The sequence below is a fragment of the Caballeronia catudaia genome, from assembly GCF_001544755.2.
Taxonomy (GTDB): Bacteria; Pseudomonadota; Gammaproteobacteria; order Burkholderiales; family Burkholderiaceae; genus Caballeronia; species Caballeronia catudaia.
In genome coordinates this window covers 16,654-37,564 of sequence record NZ_FCOF02000028.1, presented here as the reverse complement: position 1 = coordinate 37,564, position 20,911 = coordinate 16,654, and the positions used below count along the sequence as shown (strand labels likewise).

The following is a 20,911-nucleotide window of genomic DNA, read 5'->3' as shown; positions in this document are numbered from 1 at the left end:
GGTGAACCAAACGCTCAATCCTGCGCCTGAATGAGCGGGCTGTCCTGCTTGGACTTGTCGACGCTCGCGTCATTGCTCGATTGACCGTCCTGCGCCATCGTCTGCATGTTCATGCCTTGCTGAGACGCGGGCGCGCCCTCCATCGGTGCGTAATACGGCGAGGGACCGTAGCCGCTCGCGAGCGCATAGGAAGCGCCCGCAAGGGCCGCGACGAAGATGATGCCTTTGAGATTGCCGATCATGATAGTGCTCCTGAGGGTTTCACGTAATCACTTCAATCGGCCTCATTGCACTGCCTGCCAGCAACCGACCTTCTGAAATGTGCACGCAGTCTACGTCGGCGGATCGGCGTTGAAATCCCCTCAAAAGCAAGGATAAAAATGGATGGGTCCGCGCTTCATGTATGAAGCGCCTGAGCACATTCGGCATTCATGCGTTGTCCTGGACCGACACCGACACCGCGCCCGCGTTGATCGTGAGACGCGTGCGCTTCGCGAGTGGCGCCTGCGGCGCGCTGCCATCGGCGTTGAGGAACTTCACCTTATTGAAGATAGCGATGAACTGTGTCGGCGTGAGCGTCGCCGATGCATACCCGATGCCGTCATGATCCGCATAGAGCATGTCCGGATTGTTCTGGCGGATGAGCGCGTCGAACAGCGATGACGAACTGATGAGCGACGCGAGCGGCATGCCCGCCGCATACGTCTTGATGTCCTCGAAGAAGGGCTGGCTGCTGATGCCCGCCGACATCAGATCGATCATCACCGGCGTGCCGGTCGCGGGATCGGGCACGTCGCGCACGACGCCCGCCTGGAACGCGTGCAGATCGCCCGTGATCGCGACGAGATTCGTGATGCCCTGCGTCTTCACGAACGACAGAAGATCCGCCTTGTGCGACGGATAGCCGTCCCACGCGTCGCAGTCGAGCACGAAGACGGTGTTGTCGGGCGCGGGCGCGATCGCGGAGAGATCGAGCCACATGCGGTTCATCATCACTTCGTTGCCCCACACCTTCCATATCGACGTCGATGCCTTCAGGGTGTCCTTCCACCATTGCGTCTGCGTCGGGCCGAAAATCGACGGCACGCGGCCGAGCCGTTGCGTAACGGCCGCTTCGAACTGCGCGAGCACGTTGCGCGGCACGAAATAGCGCGAGCCGACGAGATCGTTGCCATTCACCGGATCGTGCCCGAGCGCCTGCGCGATCGCCGCTTCGCTGACGACGTGATCGTCGCGATAGAGCCGCTCGTCGGTCATCACGAGATGCATCAGCGAGCCGAAGTGGAAGTCGCGATAGATGCGAATGTTGTCGTACGCCGCGTTGTTGAGATCGAACGACACGTCGCCCCAATCGACCGGCATGTATTCCGCCCACGCCTGATTCGCGGTGCGCCGGCGCGCGGTCTGCTGAAGATTCGCGTTCGTGTAGGTCTGGTGATCCTGCCAGCAGTCGTCGGAGAACTCGTGATCGTCCCAGATCGCGATGACCGGAAAACGCGCATGCACGTTCTGAAGACGCGCATCGCCGCGATACGTGCGATACAGCGTGCGGTAATCGTCGAGCGTGTTCGCATAGGGACCGCCGCTCGGCAGCGTGATCGTCGGATGCGCGGCCTCGACCCCTCCCGCTGGCGCGACGAAATTCGCCTCGTAGATGTAATCGCCGAGATGCACGACGAAGTCGAGATCGGTTTCGGCGGCCAGCAGCGTCAGCGCCTGCCAATGGTTCGCGCTCCAGTTTTGACACACGAACCACGCGAAGCGCAATTGCGGGATCGCATCGTTCGCGGCGGCCGCGGTGCGCATCGTGCCCGTCACGCTCGTGTCGCTGCCCGCGACGAAGCGGTAGTAGTACGTCGTCTTCGCGACGAGGCCCGTGACCTTGGCGCGCACGGTGAAGTCGTAGTCGGGCACCGCATTCAACGGCACGCTCGCCGCCAGTTGCGCGAAGCTCTGCTGCGTCGATACCTGCAAGGTCACGGCGACGGGCGCTGGCGCCGCACTGCTTCCATTGGCGACACAGCGCGTCCAGAACACCGCGGAGACATCGCGCGGATCGCCGCTCGCGACGCCTTGCGGGAACGCGAACGCGCCCGCGGGCGGCGGCGGTGTCGTTCCACCGCTGCCTGAGCCGCTGCCTGAGCCGCCGTTGTCGTCGTCATGACTGGAGTGACATGCCGCGAGCGTGCCGGATGCGGCCGCCACCGTATAGAACGCGGACAGCGAGAGGAAACGTCGACGATCCATGAGAGCCTCCGTATGCGGAAAAATCGGGAGCGTGCAGGAGTTCGCTGATGCGTCGACCGGTAATATCGACGGATACGCGCGGCTCTCTTCGGAACTGAAAACGATTGAACGCTATAAATCGCGCTGCACGCTGTCAAGCGATGTTTGCGTGACGGCACGCGGATAGCTGCTCAGAAGTTAAACTCCTGTGAGCGGCGTTGTCCAAACTTTGTCCGCGTGCACTCACCCGTCACATCGAAACTCGCTTCACCTCTAATGAACATGCCCCGATCGAGAGCTGCCGTTCCCCACCTCGACGCCGCGCGCAGGCCGCACGAACCACGCGCGATGAGCGATGCGCAATATCACGCGCTCGTCGATGCGATCGAAGACTGCGCAATCTTCATGCTCGACTTGAACGGCTGCATCACGAGCTGGAATACGGGCGCGCGCAGAATAAAGGGCTACGAGGCGCACGAGATCATCGGCGAGCATCTCTCGCGCTTCTACCCGGCGGAATCGGTGGCGCGCGGCTGGCCCGAGTACGAGCTGAAGCAGGCTTATGCGACCGGCCGCTTCGAAGACGAAGGCTGGCGCGTGCGCAAGGACGGCACGCTCTTCTGGGCGAACGTCGTCATCACGGCGGCGCGCAATGTGCAGGGCGAGATCATCGGCTATGCAAAATGCACGCGCGATCTCACCGCGAAGCGCGCTGAAGAAGAGAAGCTGCGTCTTTCGGAAGAGCGCTTCCGTTTGCTCGTGGAGAGTGTGAGCGACTACGCGATCTTCATGCTCGATCCGGGCGGTCATATTGCGAGCTGGAACACGGGCGCGATGCGCATCAAGGGTTATCAGCCGTCGGAGATTCTCGGCAAGCATTTCTCCACGTTCTATTGCCCCGAAGATCTCGCTGCCAGCCTCCCCGAGATCGAGCTTGAGACCGCGATCCGCACGGGCCGCGTGGAGAACGAAGGCTGGCGCGTGCGCAAGGACGGCTCGCTGTTCTGGGCGAATGTCATCATCACGGCGGTGTACGACGAGCATCGCGTGTTGCGGGGCTTCGCCAAAGTCACGCGCGACATGAGCGAGCGCAAGCGTCTCGAACAGCTCGAGGTGTCGTCGCGGCGCATCAGCGAATTTCTCGCGACGCTCGCGCATGAGTTGCGCAATCCGCTCGCGCCGGTGCGCAATGCGATCGGCGTGATGCAGATGGAGACGGACGTGTCGCCGCGCGTCGCCTCGTGCCGCGACATCATCGACAGGCAGACTTCGCATCTTGGCCGGCTCGTCGATGATCTGCTGGACATGGGCCGCATCACGACGGGCAAGATCGATTTGCGCATGGCGCGCGTGGATGTGAGCGATATCGTCGCGCGCAGCATCGAGCTTGTGCATCCGTTCATGGATGAGCGCGCGCAGAGCGTCGTGACGAAGCTGCCCTCGGAGCCCGTCTATATCACGGGCGACAGTACGCGGCTAGTACAGGTCGTGCAGAACCTGCTGAACAACGCGTCGAAGTTCTCGCCGCGCGCGAGCACGGTGAGGGTCGAAGTCGAGCGCGAGGCGAGCGCGCTGCTGCTCAAGGTGATCGACAGCGGGCGCGGCATTTCGCAGAAGGGCCTGAGCTCCATCTTCGATCTTTTCGTGCAGGAGGATCACTACCTCAATCCTGGCGAAGCGGGCCTCGGCATCGGGCTGACGTTATGCCGGTCGATCGTCGAGATGCATGGCGGTTCGATCAGCGCTGCGAGCGGCGGGCCGAATCAAGGCAGCACCTTCACGGTGCGCTTGCCCTATGCGTCCGTCGATGATGCGCCGCGGCCGCATCGCGTGCTTGGGCAGAGTTCGGCGAAAGCGGTGGGCAGCGGATTGCGCATTGTCGTGATCGACGATAACCAGGATTCCGCCGACAGCCTCGCGATGCTTTTGCAGATGAAGGGGCATGATGTGCGCATCGCTTATCACGGCAAGGAAGGGCTCGATGTGGTGCGGCATTTTCCGCCGGAGCTTGTTTTGCTCGATCTTGCGTTGCCGGATATCGATGGTTATGCAGTGCTGAGGACGTTGCGTTCGCAACGGTTGGTCGGGCGGGCTGTCGTCGTCGCGATGACCGGGTTCGGGCAGGACAGCGACAAGGAGCGCTCCGCGCAGGCCGGGTTCGATGCGCATCTGGTCAAGCCGGTGGATTTTGAGGTTTTGGATCGATTGTTGGAGGGCGTCGCGGAGCGGTGAGGGGTTGGTTTTGTCTTTCGCCGGATCCCGGATTCGTGTCGGTCTATTAGCGTTGCCCTGCACAAGGGCAACGCTAATAAACCAAAAGCAAAACGGGATCCGGCGAAAAAAACCCTCACTCCCTAACCACCCGCAAAGGAAACACGACCCTCGAAGCCACCAACCCCAACGCGCCGCCGAGCAGAGTCTCCCAGGCCCGCGCCGCGAGCAACGAAACCGAATGCACCCCGCTGGCAGCCAGCGTCACCACCAAAACAAACGCAAACGCGCCACACGCGATGTCATACCGCTCCGGCAGCGCCATCGCATAAACGATCATCGCGAACGCGGAAAGAACCCAGACAACAAGCGGCCAATGCTCCGCGAGCGGCAAGCACACGAGCCCGATCGGCACCCCGACGAGTGTCCCGTAGATCCGCCGCCTGACGCGCTCCGCCGTCCCTACCGCCGATGTCGCGACGACATACACGCAAGCCGTGATCGCCCACGCCGATTCCGCGAGCCCGACGAGCCGGTTGACCAGCACGACGACGAGCGCGCCGCACGCCGCCTGCAAACCCATCGCCGTCGCGGGCGATATCGCGTACCCCTCGTGTGCAGGCTCCGACGCCAGCGCGGGCAACACGGCCGGATGCTCCGCAGGCCCGCTCAACACACGCGGGACAATGGCCGCGAGCATCCCGATCGGAAGCGCGATCAGAATCGCCCACGAAACACCGGGCTTGAGATCCATACCATAAGCGAGAAGCTGTCCGATATAAAGCTGCGAGCCGATGCCCGCCCCGGTCAGCCCGAAACGCTTCAGATAACCGGCGAAGAACGCGCCCGTCACGAGCAAGAGCTCGGCCCCGCCGCGTCCCATTTCACGACAAACCGGTGCAAACAAAGTGAACATCAGCGCGCCAAAGGCCGCGGCAATGCAGAGAACGGCGAGATCGCGAGTCGATTCGTAGCGCGTCGTCCGCGCCTCGGACACGCTCGCCCACAGCGCAAATCCGCCCGCGAGCGCGCCGACGGACACACCCACCGGCACGCGCTGCGTCACGTCCTGCAACGCGCCGAGCGCAGCCGCGAGCCCGTACGCGGTGACGAGCCGCAAACCCTTGATGCGCCGATGCGTGCCCGGATCGACACGATCGATCCACGCAAGCGCCGCCTGCACGCGACTCGCGCCCGAGCGCGCGAGCGTCGCCGCCGAATCCGCGAGGCGCGCTTTCGCGCCGCCGATGTGCTGCTCGTCATCCATTGATGTCCGCCGTAGGAGAACGCGCCTGCAACGCATTCTAGGCGACGCCGCGCTTCCCTTTCAGCGAGCGTGCACGCCTGCTTCGCCGCGCCGCCTCGACGATGCAGTCCGCCAGCCGCGTCGCCGCGTCCGGCTCGTCCGCACGCATGCGCCGCGCGCGCTCGACGAGACCGATCTCGCGATGAAACGTATCGTCGCCGAGATGGAGCGCCACCGCGCCGCGCGGCCATGCGCCGATGCCATCGGACACCGGCACGAGCGCCACGCCCAGACCGCGCGCGACGAGTTGCGCGATGCCCGGCAGTTCGTCGACTTCAAGCGAATCGCGCACCGCAATGCGGCGCTCGCGCAGGAACATGTCCACTTGCCGGCCGCCGAACGAGCGCCGGTCGTAGCGGATGAACGGCTCCGATTCGATCAGCTCGCGCCAGTGCGCGCCCTTCTTCGCGGCGGGCGCGAGCAGCACGAAAGGCTCCGCGACGAGCGTGCGCCATTGCAACTCCGCCGGCAACGAGAACGGCGGACGGATGAGGACGGCCATGTCCATCTCGCCCGCATCGACGCTCGCGAGCAAATTGAGTGACACCCCCGGCACGAGCCGGATGCGCCAGGCGGGCAGCACGCGCCTGAACGCGCCGACGGCATCGGGCAAAAGCGCCGCATGCGCCGACGCGATCGCGCCGACCGAAAGCGAGCCGCCGCGCCCGTCCCCGCCGTCCGGCTCCGACAGACGCGCGTAGAGCGTGAGCAGCTCGTCGGCGAGTTCGAGCGTGCGCCTGCCGGCCTGGTTGAGCGTCGCGGAGCGGCCGGTGCGGTCGAACAGCTCGACGCCGAGATGCGCTTCGAGGCGCTGCATCTGCGCGCTGACGGCCGACTGCGTGAGGCCGATCCGCGCGCCCGCGCCCGCGAACGTGCCGTGGCGCGCCACCGCGATGAAAGTCTGAAGTTCTCGAAGCATGTCGATTCATCGATAATTTTGGGTCTGACTCCCGCAATATATCGTTTTTCAACACGAATGTTTATCAATACACTGTGGCTTCGTCTCCCCACATGCCGATCAAGGACTCCACGCCATGAGCACGACTCAGCACGCCATGCCGCCGTTTCATCTCGCGTTCCCCGTTCACAGCCTCGCCGCCGCACGCGAGTTCTATGGCGAACTGCTCGGCTGCCCGGAGGGCCGCAGCTCCGACGCTTGGGTCGATTTCAATTTCTACGGGCATCAGATCGTCGCGCATCTCGCGCCGGAGGAAGTCGGGCATCGCTCGACGAGCGCCGTCGATGGCGACGCCGTGCCGGTGCGCCACTTCGGCGCGGTGTTGTCGATTCCGCAATGGGAGGAACTCGCCGACAAGCTGCGCGCCGCCGGCACGCGCTTCATCATCGAGCCGCACGTGCGCTTCAAGGGCGAAGTCGGCGAGCAGGCGACGATGTTCTTCCTCGACCCGTCGGGCAACGCCGTCGAGATCAAGGCATTCGCCGATATGTCGTCGCTGTTCGCGAAGTAACGCGTCCACGCAAACGTCTCCTTTCGTTCGCGCTACGCGCGCCTGACGGATCGTTTCCCCGATAGAATCCGTCGAGCGCGCCGTGCGCGAAATCGGGGAGACGCGAATGAGACCTTCTGAGGGACGCCGCCGCTTTCTGGGCGCGGCGCTATGCAGCACGATCGCCGCATGCGGCGGCGGTTCGGATTCCGACGACGGTAATGCGTCGACTTCATCCGGCGGATCGCAAACCGGCCCCGTGCCGGACGCGAACGTCAACGCCGCCCTCTCCCAGCTCGACACCCTCGCCAGCAATCTTCTAAGCAGCACCGGCGTGCCCGGCATGGCCGTCGCGGTCGTGCGCGGCACGCAGACCGTCTATGCCAGGGGCTTCGGCACGCGGCTCGTCGGCTCGGGCCAGAACGTCGATGCCGATACCGTGTTTCAGCTCGCATCGGTATCGAAGTCCGTGGGCGCGTCGGTGGTCGCGCATCAGGTCGGCGCGGGCGGCATCGCGTGGAACACGCCGGTGCGCGCGCATCTGCCGTGGTTCACCTTGTCCGATGAAGAGGTGAGCGCGGCCGTCACCATCGGCGATCTATACTCGCATCAGTCCGGCCTGCCCGATCATGCGGGCGACACGCTCGAAGACATGGGCTACGGGCAATCGGAAGTCTTACAGCGCCTGCGCTATCTGCCGCTGCATCCGTTCCGTCATTCGTACTTCTACACGAATTTCGGACTGACGGCGGCGGCGGAATCGGTGGCGACGGCGGCGGGCATCGACTGGGCCACGCTCTCGGACAACGTGCTCTACACGCCGCTCGGCATGACGAGCACGAGCTCGCGCTACGCCGATTTCATCGCGCGGCCGAATCGCGCGCTCGGGCACGTCAAGCGCGGCGGTCAGTGGGTGCAAGGCATGGGCACGATGCCCGATGCGCAATCGCCCGCGGGCGGCGTGAGCTCGTCGGTGAACGACATGGCGAAGTGGCTCGCGATGATGCTCGGCGCGGGCGTGTTCGACGGCCGCCGCATCGTCGATGGGAGCGCACTCGCCGCCGCGACGACCGCGCAGGTGCAAAGCTCGCCACCCGGCGGCGGCAGGCCCGCGGGCTTCTACGGCTACGGCTTCAACGTGGGACAGACGGAAACGGGGCGCCCGTCGTACAGCCATTCGGGCGCATTCAGCGTGGGCGCGGCGACGAACTTCGTGGTCGTGCCATCGACGAATCTCGCGATCGTCGCGCTGACGAACGGCTATCCGATCGGCGTGCCCGAAGCGCTCAACCAACAGTTCTTCGATATCGTGCAGTTCGGCTCGGTCCAGCACGACTGGTTTCAGCGCTTCAACGAAGCGCTGTTGCCGCTGTCGAAGCCGTCAGGCTCCCTCGTCGGCGCGACGCCGCCCGCGTCGCCGCTGCCCGCGCGTGCACTGTCGACTTACATCGGCACCTACAGGAACGACTACTTTGGGCCGGTTCAGGTCGTCGTTCAGGGCGGCGCGCTCGCCATCGCGATCGGTCCGCGTCCAATGACGCTGCCGCTCACGCACTGGGACGGCGATGTCTTCACGTTCACGTTCGTCAACGAAAACGCCAATCCCGGCACGATCTCGAAGGCATCGTTCCTGAGCGATCGCGTGACGCTCGAGTATTACGACGCGGACGGTCTCGGCACTTTCGTGCGCTGATCCAAAGCAAACGGGACGCCACGCGGCGTCCCGTTCGTCATGTCGTCAGCGCGTTACTGGCCCGAGCCGCTCGCGCTGACCGGCGCGCCGGGGCCGCTCGGCGTCGCGGTGCCGCCAGGTTGCGTGGACGGGCCCGCGTTCATCGGGCTCTTGTGCATCTGCTTCGAATGCGTCGACTTGTTCGCGTGCGATTTCGCATGCGCGGGCTGCGTCGTTTGTGCGTTGTCGCCGGCCTGCAGGCCGGTGTTCGAGCTCGGCGGATTGTCCTGCGCGAAAGCGGACGCACAGACGAGCGCGAAAGCACCGGCAGCGGCGGGGAGGGCGATACGTTTCATGTCGGAAGCTCCTGTTGGCGGTTTGCAAATTGCCTGCTGGCCGCCGGATAGCGCGGCGGCCGGGTCGCAAGTCAAGGCACGATACGACCCAGCACGCGTTATGCCACGCTCTGACGATTCGCAAACGCCGGGCTCTCCGATGAAAGTCTTCAGGTTTTGAACACCGCGACCGCCTGCTTCAACTCTTCCGCCTGCACCGCGAGCGCGGAAGCAGCAGCCGTCGCCTGCTCGACGAGCGCGGCGTTCTGCTGGGTGACGGCGTCCATCTGCGTGATCGCGACGCCGACCTGCTCGATGCCCTGCGTCTGCTGCGACGACGCCGACGAAATCTCGTTCATGATGTCGGAAACGCGCGTGACGGACGTGAGGATCTGCTGCATCGTGTCGCCGGATTGCTGCGCGAGATCTTGCCCAGCGGTTACGTTCGTCACCGATTCGTCGATGAGCGTTTTCACGTCCTTCGCGGCGGCGGCGCAGCGCTGCGCGAGCGCGCGCACTTCCGATGCGACCACCGCGAAGCCGCGGCCATGCTCGCCCGCGCGCGCCGCTTCGACGGCTGCGTTCAACGCGAGGATGTTGGTCTGAAACGCGATGCCTTCGATGACCCCGATGATGTCGACGATCTTCTCCGAGCTGCCCGCGATCTTGTCCATCGTCGCGACGACGCCGAGCACGACGCCGCTGCCGCTTTCCACCGTCGACGACGCGCTCGCCGCGAGCTGGGTCGCCTGACCCGCGTTATCGGAATTGAGGCGCACGGTCGACGTGAGTTCTTCCATGCTCGACGCCGTTTGCGCGAGCGAAGCCGCCTGCTCTTCGGTGCGCGACGAGAGATCGTGATGACCGTCCGCGATCTCGCGTGAAGCCGCCGTGATGCCGTCCGCGACGAGCTTGATCTGCGCGATGGTCTGCGTGAGACGCGACTGCATCGTGTGCATCGAGTGCATGAGGCTCGAATCGTCGCCGTGCTTCACTTGCACGGGTTGCGCGAGGTCGCCCGCCGCGATGCGCTGGCAGACGATCGCCACATCCTGCGGATCGCCGCCGATGCTTTTCAGCACGCCGCGGATGATGAGCGTCATCGCGAGCGTCAGCGCCGCGCCGATCGCGCCGATGAGCAGCAGCGACTTCAGCACGGTCGCGCGAAAGGCCGCGTCGATATCGTCGACATAGGCGCCCGAGTAGACATGCCAGTCCCATTCGCGCACGTAGTCGCCGTAAGTGATCTTGGGCAGCGGCTCCTGTTCGCCCGGCTTCGGATAGAAGTACGTCGTGATGTGCGACCCGTCGAGGCCGTGCTTGACGATCTCGCCGGTGAAATGCTTGCCGGTGCTGTCGACGAAATCGTTGATCTTGTTTTCCGTGTCGGGACGCACGGGGTTCAGGACCTGGAACATCTTCGAATCGAGGATGCCGATATAACCGCTCGTGCCGTAGCGGATCGCGCGCACGCTGGCGACGGCGAGCTTCTTCGCTTCATCCTCGGGCAGCGCGCCGCTTTGCGCCTGCTTCACGTAGAACCTGACGACGCTCGTCGCCGACTGAACCTGCTCGGCAAGTCCGTCCTGACGATTTTTCATCAGCGCTTGTTTCGTGGAGATCGCGTTGAGCGTGCACAGAAGAATCAGGCTGAGCCATACGAAGCCCACGATGCTCATGAGCTTGGTTTTGAAAGAGAGTTTTTTCACGATCGGGTCGAATTGCCATTGGAAGCGCCGGGCGGCGCTCGTCGTGCGGCTTTTCGATCGTGAGGCGTTTTACATTTGCGCGCGGAAATGCGACGCGGCCACGATTTCGAAAGCAGCGTGCAATTTAACGGCAAAGGGTGCGGGATCTTTAGGTGCGGGATCTTTAGGCGCGGCGACGCCGGCCGTCGCCATCCTCAGAAACACGCCATCGACTGGAAGCCGAACGTGACGCGCGCGGTCGTCAACCCGGCAGGCTTGTAGATGGGCGTACCGGCGAAGAGGTCCTAGCTGAATCCGGCGTATTTCGAGGCCACGCCGCCGCGCAAACCAAAGAAAAAGCGCCCCGCGTGACCACAGTCATGCGGGGCGCCCGAGCCCTACCGGACCCGTCGAATCAATGCCCGACCGGCTCCGTCGACTTCAGGTCGCTCGTCATGGCTGTCTGCGGATGCGCGGCCTGCTTGATCAGCAGCGCGACCGCCGCGATGATCCCCGCGACCGCGATCGTCGCGAAGATGCCGCCGAAGCTGACGTGCTGGCGCGTCAGTTCGGCGACGAGGAACGACCCCGCGATGCCGCCGAAGCGCCCGATGCCCAGCATCCACGCGACGCCCGTGCCGCGCCCTTGCGTCGGATAGAACGCCGCGGCGAGCGCGGGCATCGACGATTGCGCGGTGTTCATCAGCACGCCCGCGAGGAACACGACGAGCACCAGCATGCCCACGTTGCCCGCCGCCTGGCCGATCAGATACACGCTCACGGCGGTCAGGGCATAGCACGCCGCGATGATGCGGTTCGCGTTGAACTTGTCCATCAGCACGCCGCACAGCACCGCGCCGACGCCGCCCAGCGGGAACAGCGCGGAAATCAGCGTCGCCTTTTGCGGCGGCAGGCCCGATTCCCTGAGCAGGATCGGCATCCAGTTGATCGACGCATAGAAGATCACGAGGCCCATGAAATACGTGAGCCACAGCATGACCGAGCCGACGATGTACGAGCGCGACAGCACCACGCCCATGCCGCTCTGCCCTGCCGCCGCGGGCGCGGCTTCGGTCATGAAGAACGAACCGGCCTGCATCGCGTCGGACGAAATGCGCGCGAGCGTCGCACGAATCTTCTCGACGGGCTTCGCCTTCGCCACCATGTAGCGCACCGATTCCGGCAGCGTCGCGATGAGCAGCACCGACAGCGCGAGCGGCGCGATGCCGCCCAGCATCAGCACGCTGCGCCAGCCGAAATGCGGAATCATCCAGGCCGCGAGAAAGCCGCCGAATGCAGCGCCCAGCGGAAAGCCGCAGAACATCAGATTGATGAGCGTCGCGCGGCGGTTGTCGGGGCAAAACTCGCTCATCATCGTGACGGCGTTCGGCATGGCGGCGCCGAGGCCGATGCCCGTAACGAAGCGCAGCGCCGTCAGTTGCGTGATGTCGGCCGAAAACGCCGACGCGAGACACGCGACGCCGAAGATCAGCACCGACGAAAGCAGCATCGCGCGGCGGCCGAGCCGGTCCGACAGCGGCCCGGACAGCAGCGCGCCCGCGGCGAGGCCGAAGAGCGCCGCGCTCAGCACCGGCGCGAGCGCCGGACGGCTGATACCCCATTCGGTCACGAGCGATGGCGCAATGAAGCCGATCGCGGCGGTGTCGAAACCATCCAGCAGGACGATGACAAAGCACATCCCGAAGATGAGCCACTGAAACGGCGAGAACGGATGCTCGTTGATGAACGTCTGTACGTTCACGGCAGGACTTCTACTCACTTCATTCCCTCTTCGATGATGGGTGCGCAACTGGAAAAACGCGCACCTTGGACCCAAAATGTTCGCTGGACGAACAGCGATTCACATAGCGAACTCGCGCTGAGGGTACTGAAAAAACTTGCGCTTCGTCAACGCGGGCTTACCCGCGTGTGACAGAGCGAAGGAAATGAAGGGTGAACGTCAGGCCACGCGGCGTCCGGCGCGCCAGGTTTCGCGCGGCACCTGCACGTTGTCGATCGCCGCGACGCGCACGAAATCCGCGCGCAGGCCGGTCGCGATGGCGCCGCGGTCCAAGAGGCCCGCCGCATGCGCCGGCGCCCACGAAACCGTGGCGACCGCGCGCGGCAGCGACCAGCCCGCCTTGCCGACGAGATCGAACACCGCGATCAGCAGGCTCGAAGGCACATAGTCCGACGACAGGATATCGAGCAGCCCTTCGTTCGCCAGTTCCAGCGCCGACACGTTGCCCGAATGCGAGCCGCCGCGCACGACGTTGGGCGCGCCCATGATCGTCGCGATGCCGTGATCGCGCGCGGCGCGGGCGGCTTCGAGCGTCGTCGGGAATTCGGCCAGCGCGATGCCGTCGCGCGCCGCTTCTTCGACGTGCTCGACGAGTGTGTCGTCGTGACTCGCGAGCGAGATGTTCAGGCTCTTGCAACGCCCGACGATATCCGCGCGATGCTTCGCCGCATAACGCTGCTGATGCTCGGCGAGTTCGGCGAGGATCCTGTTCGCGTGCTCGTCGCTCCACTTGCCGTGACGCTCCTGATACTTGCGCCACTTCTCGTGATCCTGCCATTGGCGCTGCCCCGGCGTGTGATCCATCACCGAAGCGAGCTTGAAAAGCGGATGCGTCGACAACGAATCGAACACTTCGACGACATCCGTCGTGCCCACTTCGCAACGCAGATGCAGGAAGTGATCCGCGCGCAGCAGACCGCGTTCGACGAACTTGCCGATCGACCCGGCGCAGGAAATCTGCAACTCGCGGCCACGCACGCCGTCTTCGGGACGCGAACCGACGCCCAGTGCATCGAACACGGTCGTGATGCCCGCCGCCGCCACTTGCGCGTCGTGAACGATGATCGCCGCTTCGTGATTCCACAGCACGCCCGGACGCGGCGCGAGATGCTTCTCGATGTTGTCCGTATGCAGTTCGACGAAGCCCGGCAACAGATAGTCGCCGTCCCAGTCCTCGGCCTCGCGCGCGGCGGTATGGCCCGGCGCGATCTCCGCGATGCGTCCGTCCTGGACCCGCACCGTGCCCACGAAGTCTTCGTCGCGCGTCACGATGCGCGCATTCTTGATCAGCATGTCTGCAACACTCCGGAATCGGTTTGAACGGCGTCCTGTACCGCGGCGCTCGCGAGCCGCACGATGCGCGTCGCGACGCGCGTGCGCGTGTCCTCGTCGTGAAAGATGCCGACGATCGCCGCGCCCTTCTCGCGCGCCTCGACGATCAGGTCGGCGACCACGTCGCGATTCTCTGCATCGAGCGACGCGGTGGGTTCATCGAGCAACAGAAGCGGATGCGCCGCGATCAGCCCGCGCGCGATGTTCACGCGCTGTTGCTCGCCGCCCGAGAACGTCGCGGGCGCGAGCGTCCACAAACGGCGCGGCACGTTGAGGCGTTCGAGCAGCGCGCTTGCGCGTTCATGCGCTTCGTCGTCGTTCACGCCGCGCGACACGAGCGGCTCGGCGACGAGATCGAGCGACGACACACGCGGAATCGCGCGCAGGAACTGGCTCACATAGCCCATCGTCGTCTTGCGCAGGCGGATGATGTCATGCGGCGCGGCTTCGGTCAGCACGGTATGACGTGAAGCGTTGTTGTCGTCGCGAATGGCGATACTGCCGCGCGTCGCGAGATAGTTGCCGTACATGCAGCGCAAAAACGTGCTCTTGCCCGCGCCCGATGCGCCCGCGAGCACGACGCATTCGCCGCGCTCCACATCGAGCGATACGCCCGACAGCGCCGCGATGCGCGCCCCGCCCTGCTGATGCAGCGTGAAGGTTTTTTCGATATCGCGCGCGCTCAGCATCAGCGCATCATTCGCGACGAATTGATTACCGAATGTCATCGTCACCTCAAACCGGCAGCACGGACGCGACGAGCGTCTGCGTATAAGGATGTTGCGGATCGTCGAGCACCTGGTCCGTGAGTCCGCTTTCGACGACGCGCCCGTCCTTCATCACCATCAGCCGATGCGCGAGCAGACGCGCCACGCCGATATCGTGCGTGACGATCACCGCGGCGAGATGCAGCTTGCTCGTCAGCGTGCGCAAGAGATCGAGCAGACGCGCCTGCACGGAAACATCGAGGCCGGCGGTGGGCTCGTCCATGAACACGAGCCGCGGACCCGTGACCAGATTACGCGCGATCTGCAGGCGTTGTTGCATGCCGCCCGAAAACGCCGAAGGCAATTCGTCGATGCGCGCGGCATCGAGCTCTACTCGGCTCATCCAGTCCGCGGCAGTATCGCGCAGACGTCCATAGTGACGCGCGCCGATCGCCATCAACGGCTCGCCGATGTTCGCGCCAGCCGATACGTTGCGCCGCAGACCATCGCGCGCGTTCTGATGCACGAAGCCCCATTCGGTGCGCGACAAAAGACGTTTCTTCGGCTCCGCGAGCGCCAGAAGATCGAGCGCTTCGCCTTCGCGTGTCGTGTACGCGAGCGCGCCGCCGTCGATCTCGCCGCGCAACGCGAGCGCATTCAGCAAGGTCGATTTGCCCGATCCCGATTCACCGACGATGCACAGCACTTCGCCCGGATACACATCGAGATCGACATCGACGCAGCCGCCGCGTCCGTCATAACGCTTCGTGAGGCGCGTCGCCTTGAGCAGCGCGTTCATTGCGTCACCTCGTCGTCGCGGCGGCTGTGACAGTAGTCGCTGTCGGAACAGACGAACATGCGCTTGCCCTGATCGTCGACGATCATCTCGTCGAGAAAGCTATCGCGCGAGCCGCACAGCGCGCACGCATGATCCCACTTCTGCACGCTGAAGGGATGATCCTCGAAGTCCAGGCTCTTCACTTTCGTATAAGGCGGAATGGCGTAGATGCGCCGTTCGCGTCCCGCGCCGAATAACTGCAATGCGGGATTCATGTGCATCTTCGGGTTATCGAACTTCGGGATCGGCGACGGCGACGTGAGATAACGCTCGTTCACCATCACCGGATAATCGTAAGTCGTCGCGATGCTGCCGTGCTGCACGATATCCTCATAGTATTTCACGTTGATGAGGCCGTAGTCCGCGAGCGCGTGGAGCTTCCTGCACTCCGTCACGCGCGGTTCGAGCCGGAACAAAGGCTCGGGCATCGGCACCTGATAGACGATGATTTGTTGATCGGTCAACGGCGTCTCGGGAATGCGGTGACGCGTCTGCACGATGGTCGCGTCGGCCGTGCGCGTGGTGGTCGCCACGCCCGCGGTGCGCGCGAAGAAGCGCCGGATATTCACCGCGTTCGTGGTTTCATCGGAGCCTTGATCGATGACCTTCAGCGTATCGCGCTCGCCGATGATCGCCGACGTCACCTGCAAGCCGCCCGTGCCCCATCCATACGGTAGCGGCATTTCACGCGATGCGAACGGCACCTGATAGCCCGGCACCGCCACGGCCTTGAGCAGCGCGCGGCGGATCATGCGCTTGGTCTGCTCGTCTAGATACGCGAAGTTATAACCTTCGGTGAGTGCGTTCATGCCGCGTTCTCCTCGTCGCTCTCCGCGCCATGCGCCGCGCGCAAGCGGCGCAGGAATTCCAGTTCCGACTGGAAGTCCACGTAATGCGGCAGCTTCAAATGCTGCACGAAACCGGATGCTTCCACGTTATCGCTGTGATACAGCACGAACTCCGGGTCCTGCGTGGGCGAGCCAACGGTTTCACCCAGTTCTTCCGCACGCAATGCGCGATCGACCAGCGCCATCGCCATCGCCTTGCGTTCCGAATGGCCGAAGGCGAGGCCATACCCTTGCGTGAACGTCGGCGGCACGTCACCGCTGCCCGCGAACTGATTGATCATCTGACATTCGGTGACGTCGATTTCGCCGATCTCGACCGCGAAGCCCAGTTCATCGATATGCATTTCCACCGCCACTTCACCATGACGAATCTCGCCCGCGAACGGATGGCTATGCGCATAACCGCGCTGCGTTGCATAACCGACCGCGAGCAGAAAGCCTTCGTCGCCGCGCGCGAGGTTTTGCAAACGCGTCGATCGGTCAACGGGAAACGACAGCGGCTCGCGCGACAAATCGCCCGGCTCCGGCGCATTTTCATGTGCGCGTTCCTGCTCGATCAAGCCTTCCTTGTCGAGCATGGAGAGCACGCGCGGCATCGCGTCCGCTTCCGCCTTCTTCTCTTCGATAACCGCATCACGAGCGTGTCCGCCTTCTGCGAGCAGCGTGAAATCCAGCAGACGTTGCGTGTAGTCGTACGTGCCGCCCAGCATCTGCCCGCCGGGAATGTCCTTGAACGCCGCCGAAATACGACGCTCGACGCACATCGCTTCCGTCTCGATCGGCAGCGTGTAGCCGAAGCGCGGCAGCGTCGTGCGGTATGCGCGCAGCAGAAAGATCGCTTCGACGAGATCGCCCGCGGCCTGCTTGATCGCGAGCGCGGCGAGGTCTTCGTCGTAGACGGAGCCTTCGGTCATCACGCGCGCGACGGCAAGGCGCATTTGCTCGCGAATCTGCGCGACGGACAACTCGGGCACCGAGACATCGCCGCGGCGCTTTTTTGCGAGCACCTCCCATGACCGTTCGATGGCGCGTTCGCCACCCTTGACCGCGACATACATCAGTTCACCTCCACATGCGTCGTGCGTGGCAGACCGACGAGCGCGCCGCCCGTCACGAAGTAGCAATCGATGCCGCACGGAAAGAGCGCGGTCAGCGCCGCGCGCTGATGCCAGAATTCACGCGTCAATCCCGCGATAGCCACCGTGCGCGATTCAGCGATGCCAGGTCCGCGCCACACGAGCGGCTCGCCTTCGGTCAGCGACGGCACGCGGATAAATAACGTCGCCGCATCTTCGGGCGACTCGGGCTCGCCATGCGAGAACGCATCGAGCGCAGGCATGGTGCGCGCATCGTCGATATAGGCGAACGCGGCCTCGCGGCGATCGTTCGTCAACGGCGCGCTCGCATGAAAGCGCAGCGCGTCGCCGAGCACCTTGTCTTCACGTTCGATATGCACGGGCGTCGAATAATCCGTGATCGCCAGCAGCGACGCGAACGCCGCGAGCGGCACGCGGCCCGCGAGCGCGTCGCGCATTGCGTGGTTATCCGGCAGCGCGGCATCGATCGCGACGATGCCGCCCGGGCGCGACAGCGCGTCGAGCAGCGCGCGGAACACGCGCTGCGCGTCGTGCACCGTATCGTTGAAGCCGGGCACGAGCGTGGTCGTGTCGATCTGCATCATTCGCCTCTCACCATCGTGAAGAATTCGACCTTGGTTGAAGCGGCTTCGGCTTGCTTGCGCTGCCGTTCATCGGCGATACGCGCGGCAAGCGGTTCGATCAATCGCGCCTGCAATCTCTCTGCATAGCGCGGCATCTGCAGCAGCGCATCGGCGAGCGCGGCGAGCGTCGCGCGCTCCTTGTCGCGGCCCATGTGCACCGCGACGCCGACCGGCGCGCTGCCGTCATCGGTACGCAATCGCAGCGTGGCGCGCGTGACGGTCGTTTCGCCGAGATTGAACACATCGCCCGTGCCGCCGATGCGAGCGCGCACCATCGCGAGCCCGATATCCGGCGCACGCAGCCATTCGTAGGCGGGCAAGCGCTCGCCGTCGAGCGCGGCATCCAGCGCCCGTTGCAGCGCATCGCGCGGCGTGCGGGCGAGCACCGCCATCCATGCGCGGCGATCCTGCGCGTGCGGCTCCATTGAAGTACTCATCGCTTTCCCTATGTCTGGAAGGATCCGGCCGTCGTTATGCTACTCGTTGTCTTATCTAGTCGTCTAGACGTTTGGTCATGTGGTGGATCTTTCACATTTCCATCACGAGTTGCGCACTACAATCCGGGAGAACGATATTCCAACCGACAGGAATGACAGCGCAATGACATCGAACGAAAATGCGGCGCCTCATGCGGTCGAGCGCGGCGCAGGGGTCGCGGTCTGGCGGCAGATCGAGCAGATTCTCGCCGCCGAGATCACCGCGAAGAGCTTCGGCGAGGAAGGACGCCTGCCGAGCGAGGCGGAGCTCGCCAAACGTTTCGACGTGAATCGCCATACCGTGCGCCGCGCGATGCTGCGGCTCGCGGCGACCGGCCTCGTGAGCGTCGAGCAGGGGCGCGGCACGTTCGTGCAGCCCGGCGCGATCGACTATCAGATCGGGCGGCGCACGCGCTTCACCGAGAACTTGCGCCGGCAAAAGCATACGTCGGCGGGCGTCGTGCTGACGTCCGAGCGCGTGAAGGCCGATCCGACCGTCGCGAAGGCGCTCGGCGTACGCGCCGGCACGCTCGTCTATCAGATCGAAACGCGCCACGATTCCGACGGCGTTCCGATGACTTATGCGCGCAACTGGTATCCGGCCGCGCGCTTCAACGAACTGCCCGCGGCGATCGAAGCGTCCGGCGGCGTGAGCGCCGCGCTCGAAACCTTCGGCGTGAAGGATTACACGCGCAAATGGAGCCGCATCGGCAGCGTGTTGCCTTCGTCGGATGTGGCGCGGCGCTTGCAGATCAATCGCCAGCAGCCGGTGCTGTGGGTCGAGAACGTCGATGTCGATGAGACCGGCGTGCCGATCAAATACGGCATCACGCATTTCGCGGCGGACCGCGTGCAACTGATGGTGGAACACGATCTATGAAGGCGTCGCATATGAATACCGGCAATCCGCGCGTCGCGCTCTTTTACGCGCCGCCCGCCGCTTCCGCATGGTGGCGCGAAGGCTGCGAATGGCTCGGCCGCGATCCCGAGAACGGGCTCGAAACCGCCACTTCCGCGCATGAACTCACGCATGCGCCGCGCCGCTACGGCTGGCATGCGACGCTCGTCGCGCCGTTTCACCTCGCGGCGGGCATCGAACTCGAAGATGTGCTCGCCTGCGCGCGCATCTGGGCAAGCTCGGTGCCGCGCTTCGAGATGCCCGTGAAAGCCGCCGAGCTGGGCCGCTTCGTCGCGCTGCGTCCTGAGCATGCGTACGACGACGAATGGATGCGCACGCTCGCCGGCAGCGCATTGCAGTTGCTCTGCCCGCTGCGTGCGGCGCCATCGCGGGAGAGCATCGAAAAGCGCATCGCAGATGGCTTGAGCCCGCGGCAGACTGCGCTCGTGCGTGAATGGGGCTATCCCTATGTTCTCGACGAATATCGCTTCCACATGACGCTCTCCGATTCGCTCGACGACGCGAACGCGCGCGCATCGATCATGTCGGAATGGACGCGCCGCATTGATACGCTCGGCCCCTTGCCGATGCATGGCGCGGCGCTCTTCATCGAGCCGGAGCCGGGCGCACCGTTCACGCTATGGCAGCGCCTTCCGTTCAACAACGCGCAGGATGCCGCGGCATGACCCGAGTCGACAGCGCCAGGCTGATCTACGTGATGGGACCATCGGGCGCGGGCAAGGACTCGCTGCTCGGCTTCGCGCGCGAACGCGTGGGCGCGCACGTGATGTTCGCGCACCGCTACATCACGCGTGCGGTCGCGGATGGCGAGAACCACATCGCGCTCTCGCATGACGAATTCGCGTCGCGGCTCTCGTATGGCCTCTTCGCCATGCATTGGGAAAGCCTCGGACTGCGCTACGGCATCGGCATCGAGCTGGATGCGTGGCTCGCGCGCGGCATGCCGGTCGTTGTGAACGGCTCGCGGCAGCACGCGGAACTGGCGCTCGAGCGTTATCCGGATGCGCGCTTCGTGCATATCGATGCAGCGCCTTCGGTGCTCGCCGCGCGTCTCGCGCGACGCGGACGCGAGAGCGCCCGCCAGATCGAAGCCCGTCTCGCGCGCCGCCCGGCGTTCGAACTGCCCCCGCATGCGCATGTCGTGAAGATCGACAACTCCGGCATGCTCGCCGACGCCGGCACGCAATTCCTCGACTTGCTCGCGTTCGCGGGCCGCGTCTAAGTCTTTTCTGCCACCGCGCGCCTCACGGTGGCGCGGCTTCGGCTTCTTATCCGCGTATACCCTCAGTTGCAAGTGGATTTTCGTTCGCAGACACTTCGCAAATAGATTTGCGCTCGATTGAAACGGGCAAATCGGTTTGCAACCACTTCGACAAGGGGTCGA

20 protein-coding genes are annotated in these 20,911 nt (G+C 64.5%); 6 read left to right on the top strand and 14 right to left on the bottom strand.

Annotated elements, in window-relative coordinates; translation table 11 throughout:
• Positions 1 to 14 precede the first annotated feature (14 nt).
• Together AWB75_RS24795 and AWB75_RS24790 are read right to left on the bottom strand one after the other, a co-directional pair.
• On the bottom strand, positions 15 to 242 hold the full coding sequence (locus tag AWB75_RS24795) for a hypothetical protein (protein ID WP_061126689.1): 228 nt from the start codon (positions 240 to 242) through the stop codon (positions 15 to 17).
• Positions 243 to 429: 187 nt separating this feature from the next.
• Positions 430 to 2,247 (bottom strand): alkaline phosphatase D family protein, encoded by a 1,818-nt coding sequence (locus AWB75_RS24790; protein WP_061126688.1) that lies wholly within the window; start codon positions 2,245 to 2,247, stop codon positions 430 to 432.
• 327 nt (positions 2,248 to 2,574) lie between these two features.
• On the opposite strand from AWB75_RS24790, the gene AWB75_RS24785 reads away from it, so the two are divergent.
• Positions 2,575 to 4,458: a PAS domain-containing hybrid sensor histidine kinase/response regulator gene (locus AWB75_RS24785; RefSeq protein WP_061126687.1), complete on the top strand. Its 1,884-nt coding sequence runs from the start codon at positions 2,575 to 2,577 to the stop codon at positions 4,456 to 4,458.
• A 115-nt stretch (positions 4,459 to 4,573) separates the two neighbouring features.
• Here AWB75_RS24785 and AWB75_RS24780 read toward each other — a convergent pair whose 3' ends face one another.
• Complete coding sequence (locus AWB75_RS24780) at positions 4,574 to 5,704, bottom strand: FUSC family protein (RefSeq protein WP_061126686.1); 1,131 nt, start codon at positions 5,702 to 5,704, stop codon at positions 4,574 to 4,576.
• A gap of 37 nt (positions 5,705 to 5,741) precedes the next feature.
• Positions 5,742 to 6,662 (bottom strand): LysR family transcriptional regulator, encoded by a 921-nt coding sequence (locus AWB75_RS24775; protein ID WP_061126685.1) that lies wholly within the window; start codon positions 6,660 to 6,662, stop codon positions 5,742 to 5,744.
• A 115-nt stretch (positions 6,663 to 6,777) separates the two neighbouring features.
• On the opposite strand from AWB75_RS24775, the gene AWB75_RS24770 reads away from it, so the two are divergent.
• On the top strand, positions 6,778 to 7,212 hold the full coding sequence (locus tag AWB75_RS24770) for a VOC family protein (RefSeq protein WP_061126684.1): 435 nt from the start codon (positions 6,778 to 6,780) through the stop codon (positions 7,210 to 7,212).
• A gap of 106 nt (positions 7,213 to 7,318) precedes the next feature.
• Positions 7,319 to 8,884 carry a serine hydrolase gene (locus AWB75_RS24765; RefSeq protein WP_061126683.1) on the top strand — a complete coding sequence of 522 codons (1,566 nt, stop codon included), beginning with the start codon at positions 7,319 to 7,321 and terminating at the stop codon, positions 8,882 to 8,884.
• Between the two features lie 53 nt (positions 8,885 to 8,937).
• Here the strand turns inward: AWB75_RS24765 and AWB75_RS24760 are convergent, their stop codons facing one another.
• From AWB75_RS24760 to phnG, 10 genes are all read right to left on the bottom strand, one after another.
• On the bottom strand, positions 8,938 to 9,219 hold the full coding sequence (locus tag AWB75_RS24760) for a hypothetical protein (RefSeq protein WP_061126682.1): 282 nt from the start codon (positions 9,217 to 9,219) through the stop codon (positions 8,938 to 8,940).
• A 149-nt stretch (positions 9,220 to 9,368) separates the two neighbouring features.
• The gene (locus AWB75_RS24755; RefSeq protein ID WP_061126681.1) at positions 9,369 to 10,907 is read right to left on the bottom strand and encodes a methyl-accepting chemotaxis protein; all 1,539 of its coding nucleotides are present in this window, start codon (positions 10,905 to 10,907) and stop codon (positions 9,369 to 9,371) included.
• A gap of 394 nt (positions 10,908 to 11,301) precedes the next feature.
• Positions 11,302 to 12,666 carry an MFS transporter gene (locus tag AWB75_RS24750; protein WP_061126680.1) on the bottom strand — a complete coding sequence of 455 codons (1,365 nt, stop codon included), beginning with the start codon at positions 12,664 to 12,666 and terminating at the stop codon, positions 11,302 to 11,304.
• A 180-nt stretch (positions 12,667 to 12,846) separates the two neighbouring features.
• Positions 12,847 to 13,980: an alpha-D-ribose 1-methylphosphonate 5-triphosphate diphosphatase gene (locus tag AWB75_RS24745; protein ID WP_061126679.1), complete on the bottom strand. Its 1,134-nt coding sequence runs from the start codon at positions 13,978 to 13,980 to the stop codon at positions 12,847 to 12,849.
• Positions 13,974 to 14,747 carry a phosphonate C-P lyase system protein PhnL gene (gene phnL, locus AWB75_RS24740; RefSeq protein WP_061126721.1) on the bottom strand — a complete coding sequence of 258 codons (774 nt, stop codon included), beginning with the start codon at positions 14,745 to 14,747 and terminating at the stop codon, positions 13,974 to 13,976. Before phnL ends, AWB75_RS24745 begins: the two co-directional genes overlap by 7 nt.
• A 7-nt stretch (positions 14,748 to 14,754) precedes the next feature.
• Positions 14,755 to 15,525 (bottom strand): phosphonate C-P lyase system protein PhnK, encoded by a 771-nt coding sequence (phnK, locus tag AWB75_RS24735; RefSeq protein ID WP_061126678.1) that lies wholly within the window; start codon positions 15,523 to 15,525, stop codon positions 14,755 to 14,757.
• Positions 15,522 to 16,373, bottom strand: a complete 852-nt coding sequence (locus AWB75_RS24730) for an alpha-D-ribose 1-methylphosphonate 5-phosphate C-P-lyase PhnJ (protein WP_061126677.1) — start codon at positions 16,371 to 16,373, stop codon at positions 15,522 to 15,524. The genes phnK and AWB75_RS24730 overlap by 4 nt, the downstream gene beginning before the upstream one ends.
• Positions 16,370 to 17,470: a carbon-phosphorus lyase complex subunit PhnI gene (locus AWB75_RS24725; RefSeq protein ID WP_061126676.1), complete on the bottom strand. Its 1,101-nt coding sequence runs from the start codon at positions 17,468 to 17,470 to the stop codon at positions 16,370 to 16,372. Before AWB75_RS24725 ends, AWB75_RS24730 begins: the two co-directional genes overlap by 4 nt.
• Positions 17,470 to 18,093, bottom strand: coding sequence for a phosphonate C-P lyase system protein PhnH (phnH, locus tag AWB75_RS24720; RefSeq protein ID WP_061126675.1), 624 nt, complete (start codon positions 18,091 to 18,093; stop codon positions 17,470 to 17,472). The genes AWB75_RS24725 and phnH overlap by 1 nt, the downstream gene beginning before the upstream one ends.
• On the bottom strand, positions 18,090 to 18,569 hold the full coding sequence (gene phnG / locus AWB75_RS24715) for a phosphonate C-P lyase system protein PhnG (protein WP_061126674.1): 480 nt from the start codon (positions 18,567 to 18,569) through the stop codon (positions 18,090 to 18,092). The genes phnH and phnG overlap by 4 nt, the downstream gene beginning before the upstream one ends.
• 163 nt (positions 18,570 to 18,732) lie before the next feature.
• Here phnG and phnF point away from each other — a divergent pair, with 163 nt between their 5' ends.
• Genes phnF through phnN form a run of 3 tightly spaced genes read left to right on the top strand, consistent with a single transcriptional unit; the run spans position 18,733 to position 20,749 of the window.
• Positions 18,733 to 19,488: a phosphonate metabolism transcriptional regulator PhnF gene (gene phnF / locus AWB75_RS24710; RefSeq protein ID WP_061126673.1), complete on the top strand. Its 756-nt coding sequence runs from the start codon at positions 18,733 to 18,735 to the stop codon at positions 19,486 to 19,488.
• Positions 19,485 to 20,192, top strand: a complete 708-nt coding sequence (locus tag AWB75_RS24705; protein WP_061126672.1) for a DUF1045 domain-containing protein — start codon at positions 19,485 to 19,487, stop codon at positions 20,190 to 20,192. Before phnF ends, AWB75_RS24705 begins: the two co-directional genes overlap by 4 nt.
• Positions 20,189 to 20,749, top strand: coding sequence for a phosphonate metabolism protein/1,5-bisphosphokinase (PRPP-forming) PhnN (phnN, locus tag AWB75_RS24700; RefSeq protein ID WP_061126671.1), 561 nt, complete (start codon positions 20,189 to 20,191; stop codon positions 20,747 to 20,749). Before AWB75_RS24705 ends, phnN begins: the two co-directional genes overlap by 4 nt.
• The last annotated feature ends 162 nt before the right edge of the window (positions 20,750 to 20,911 follow it).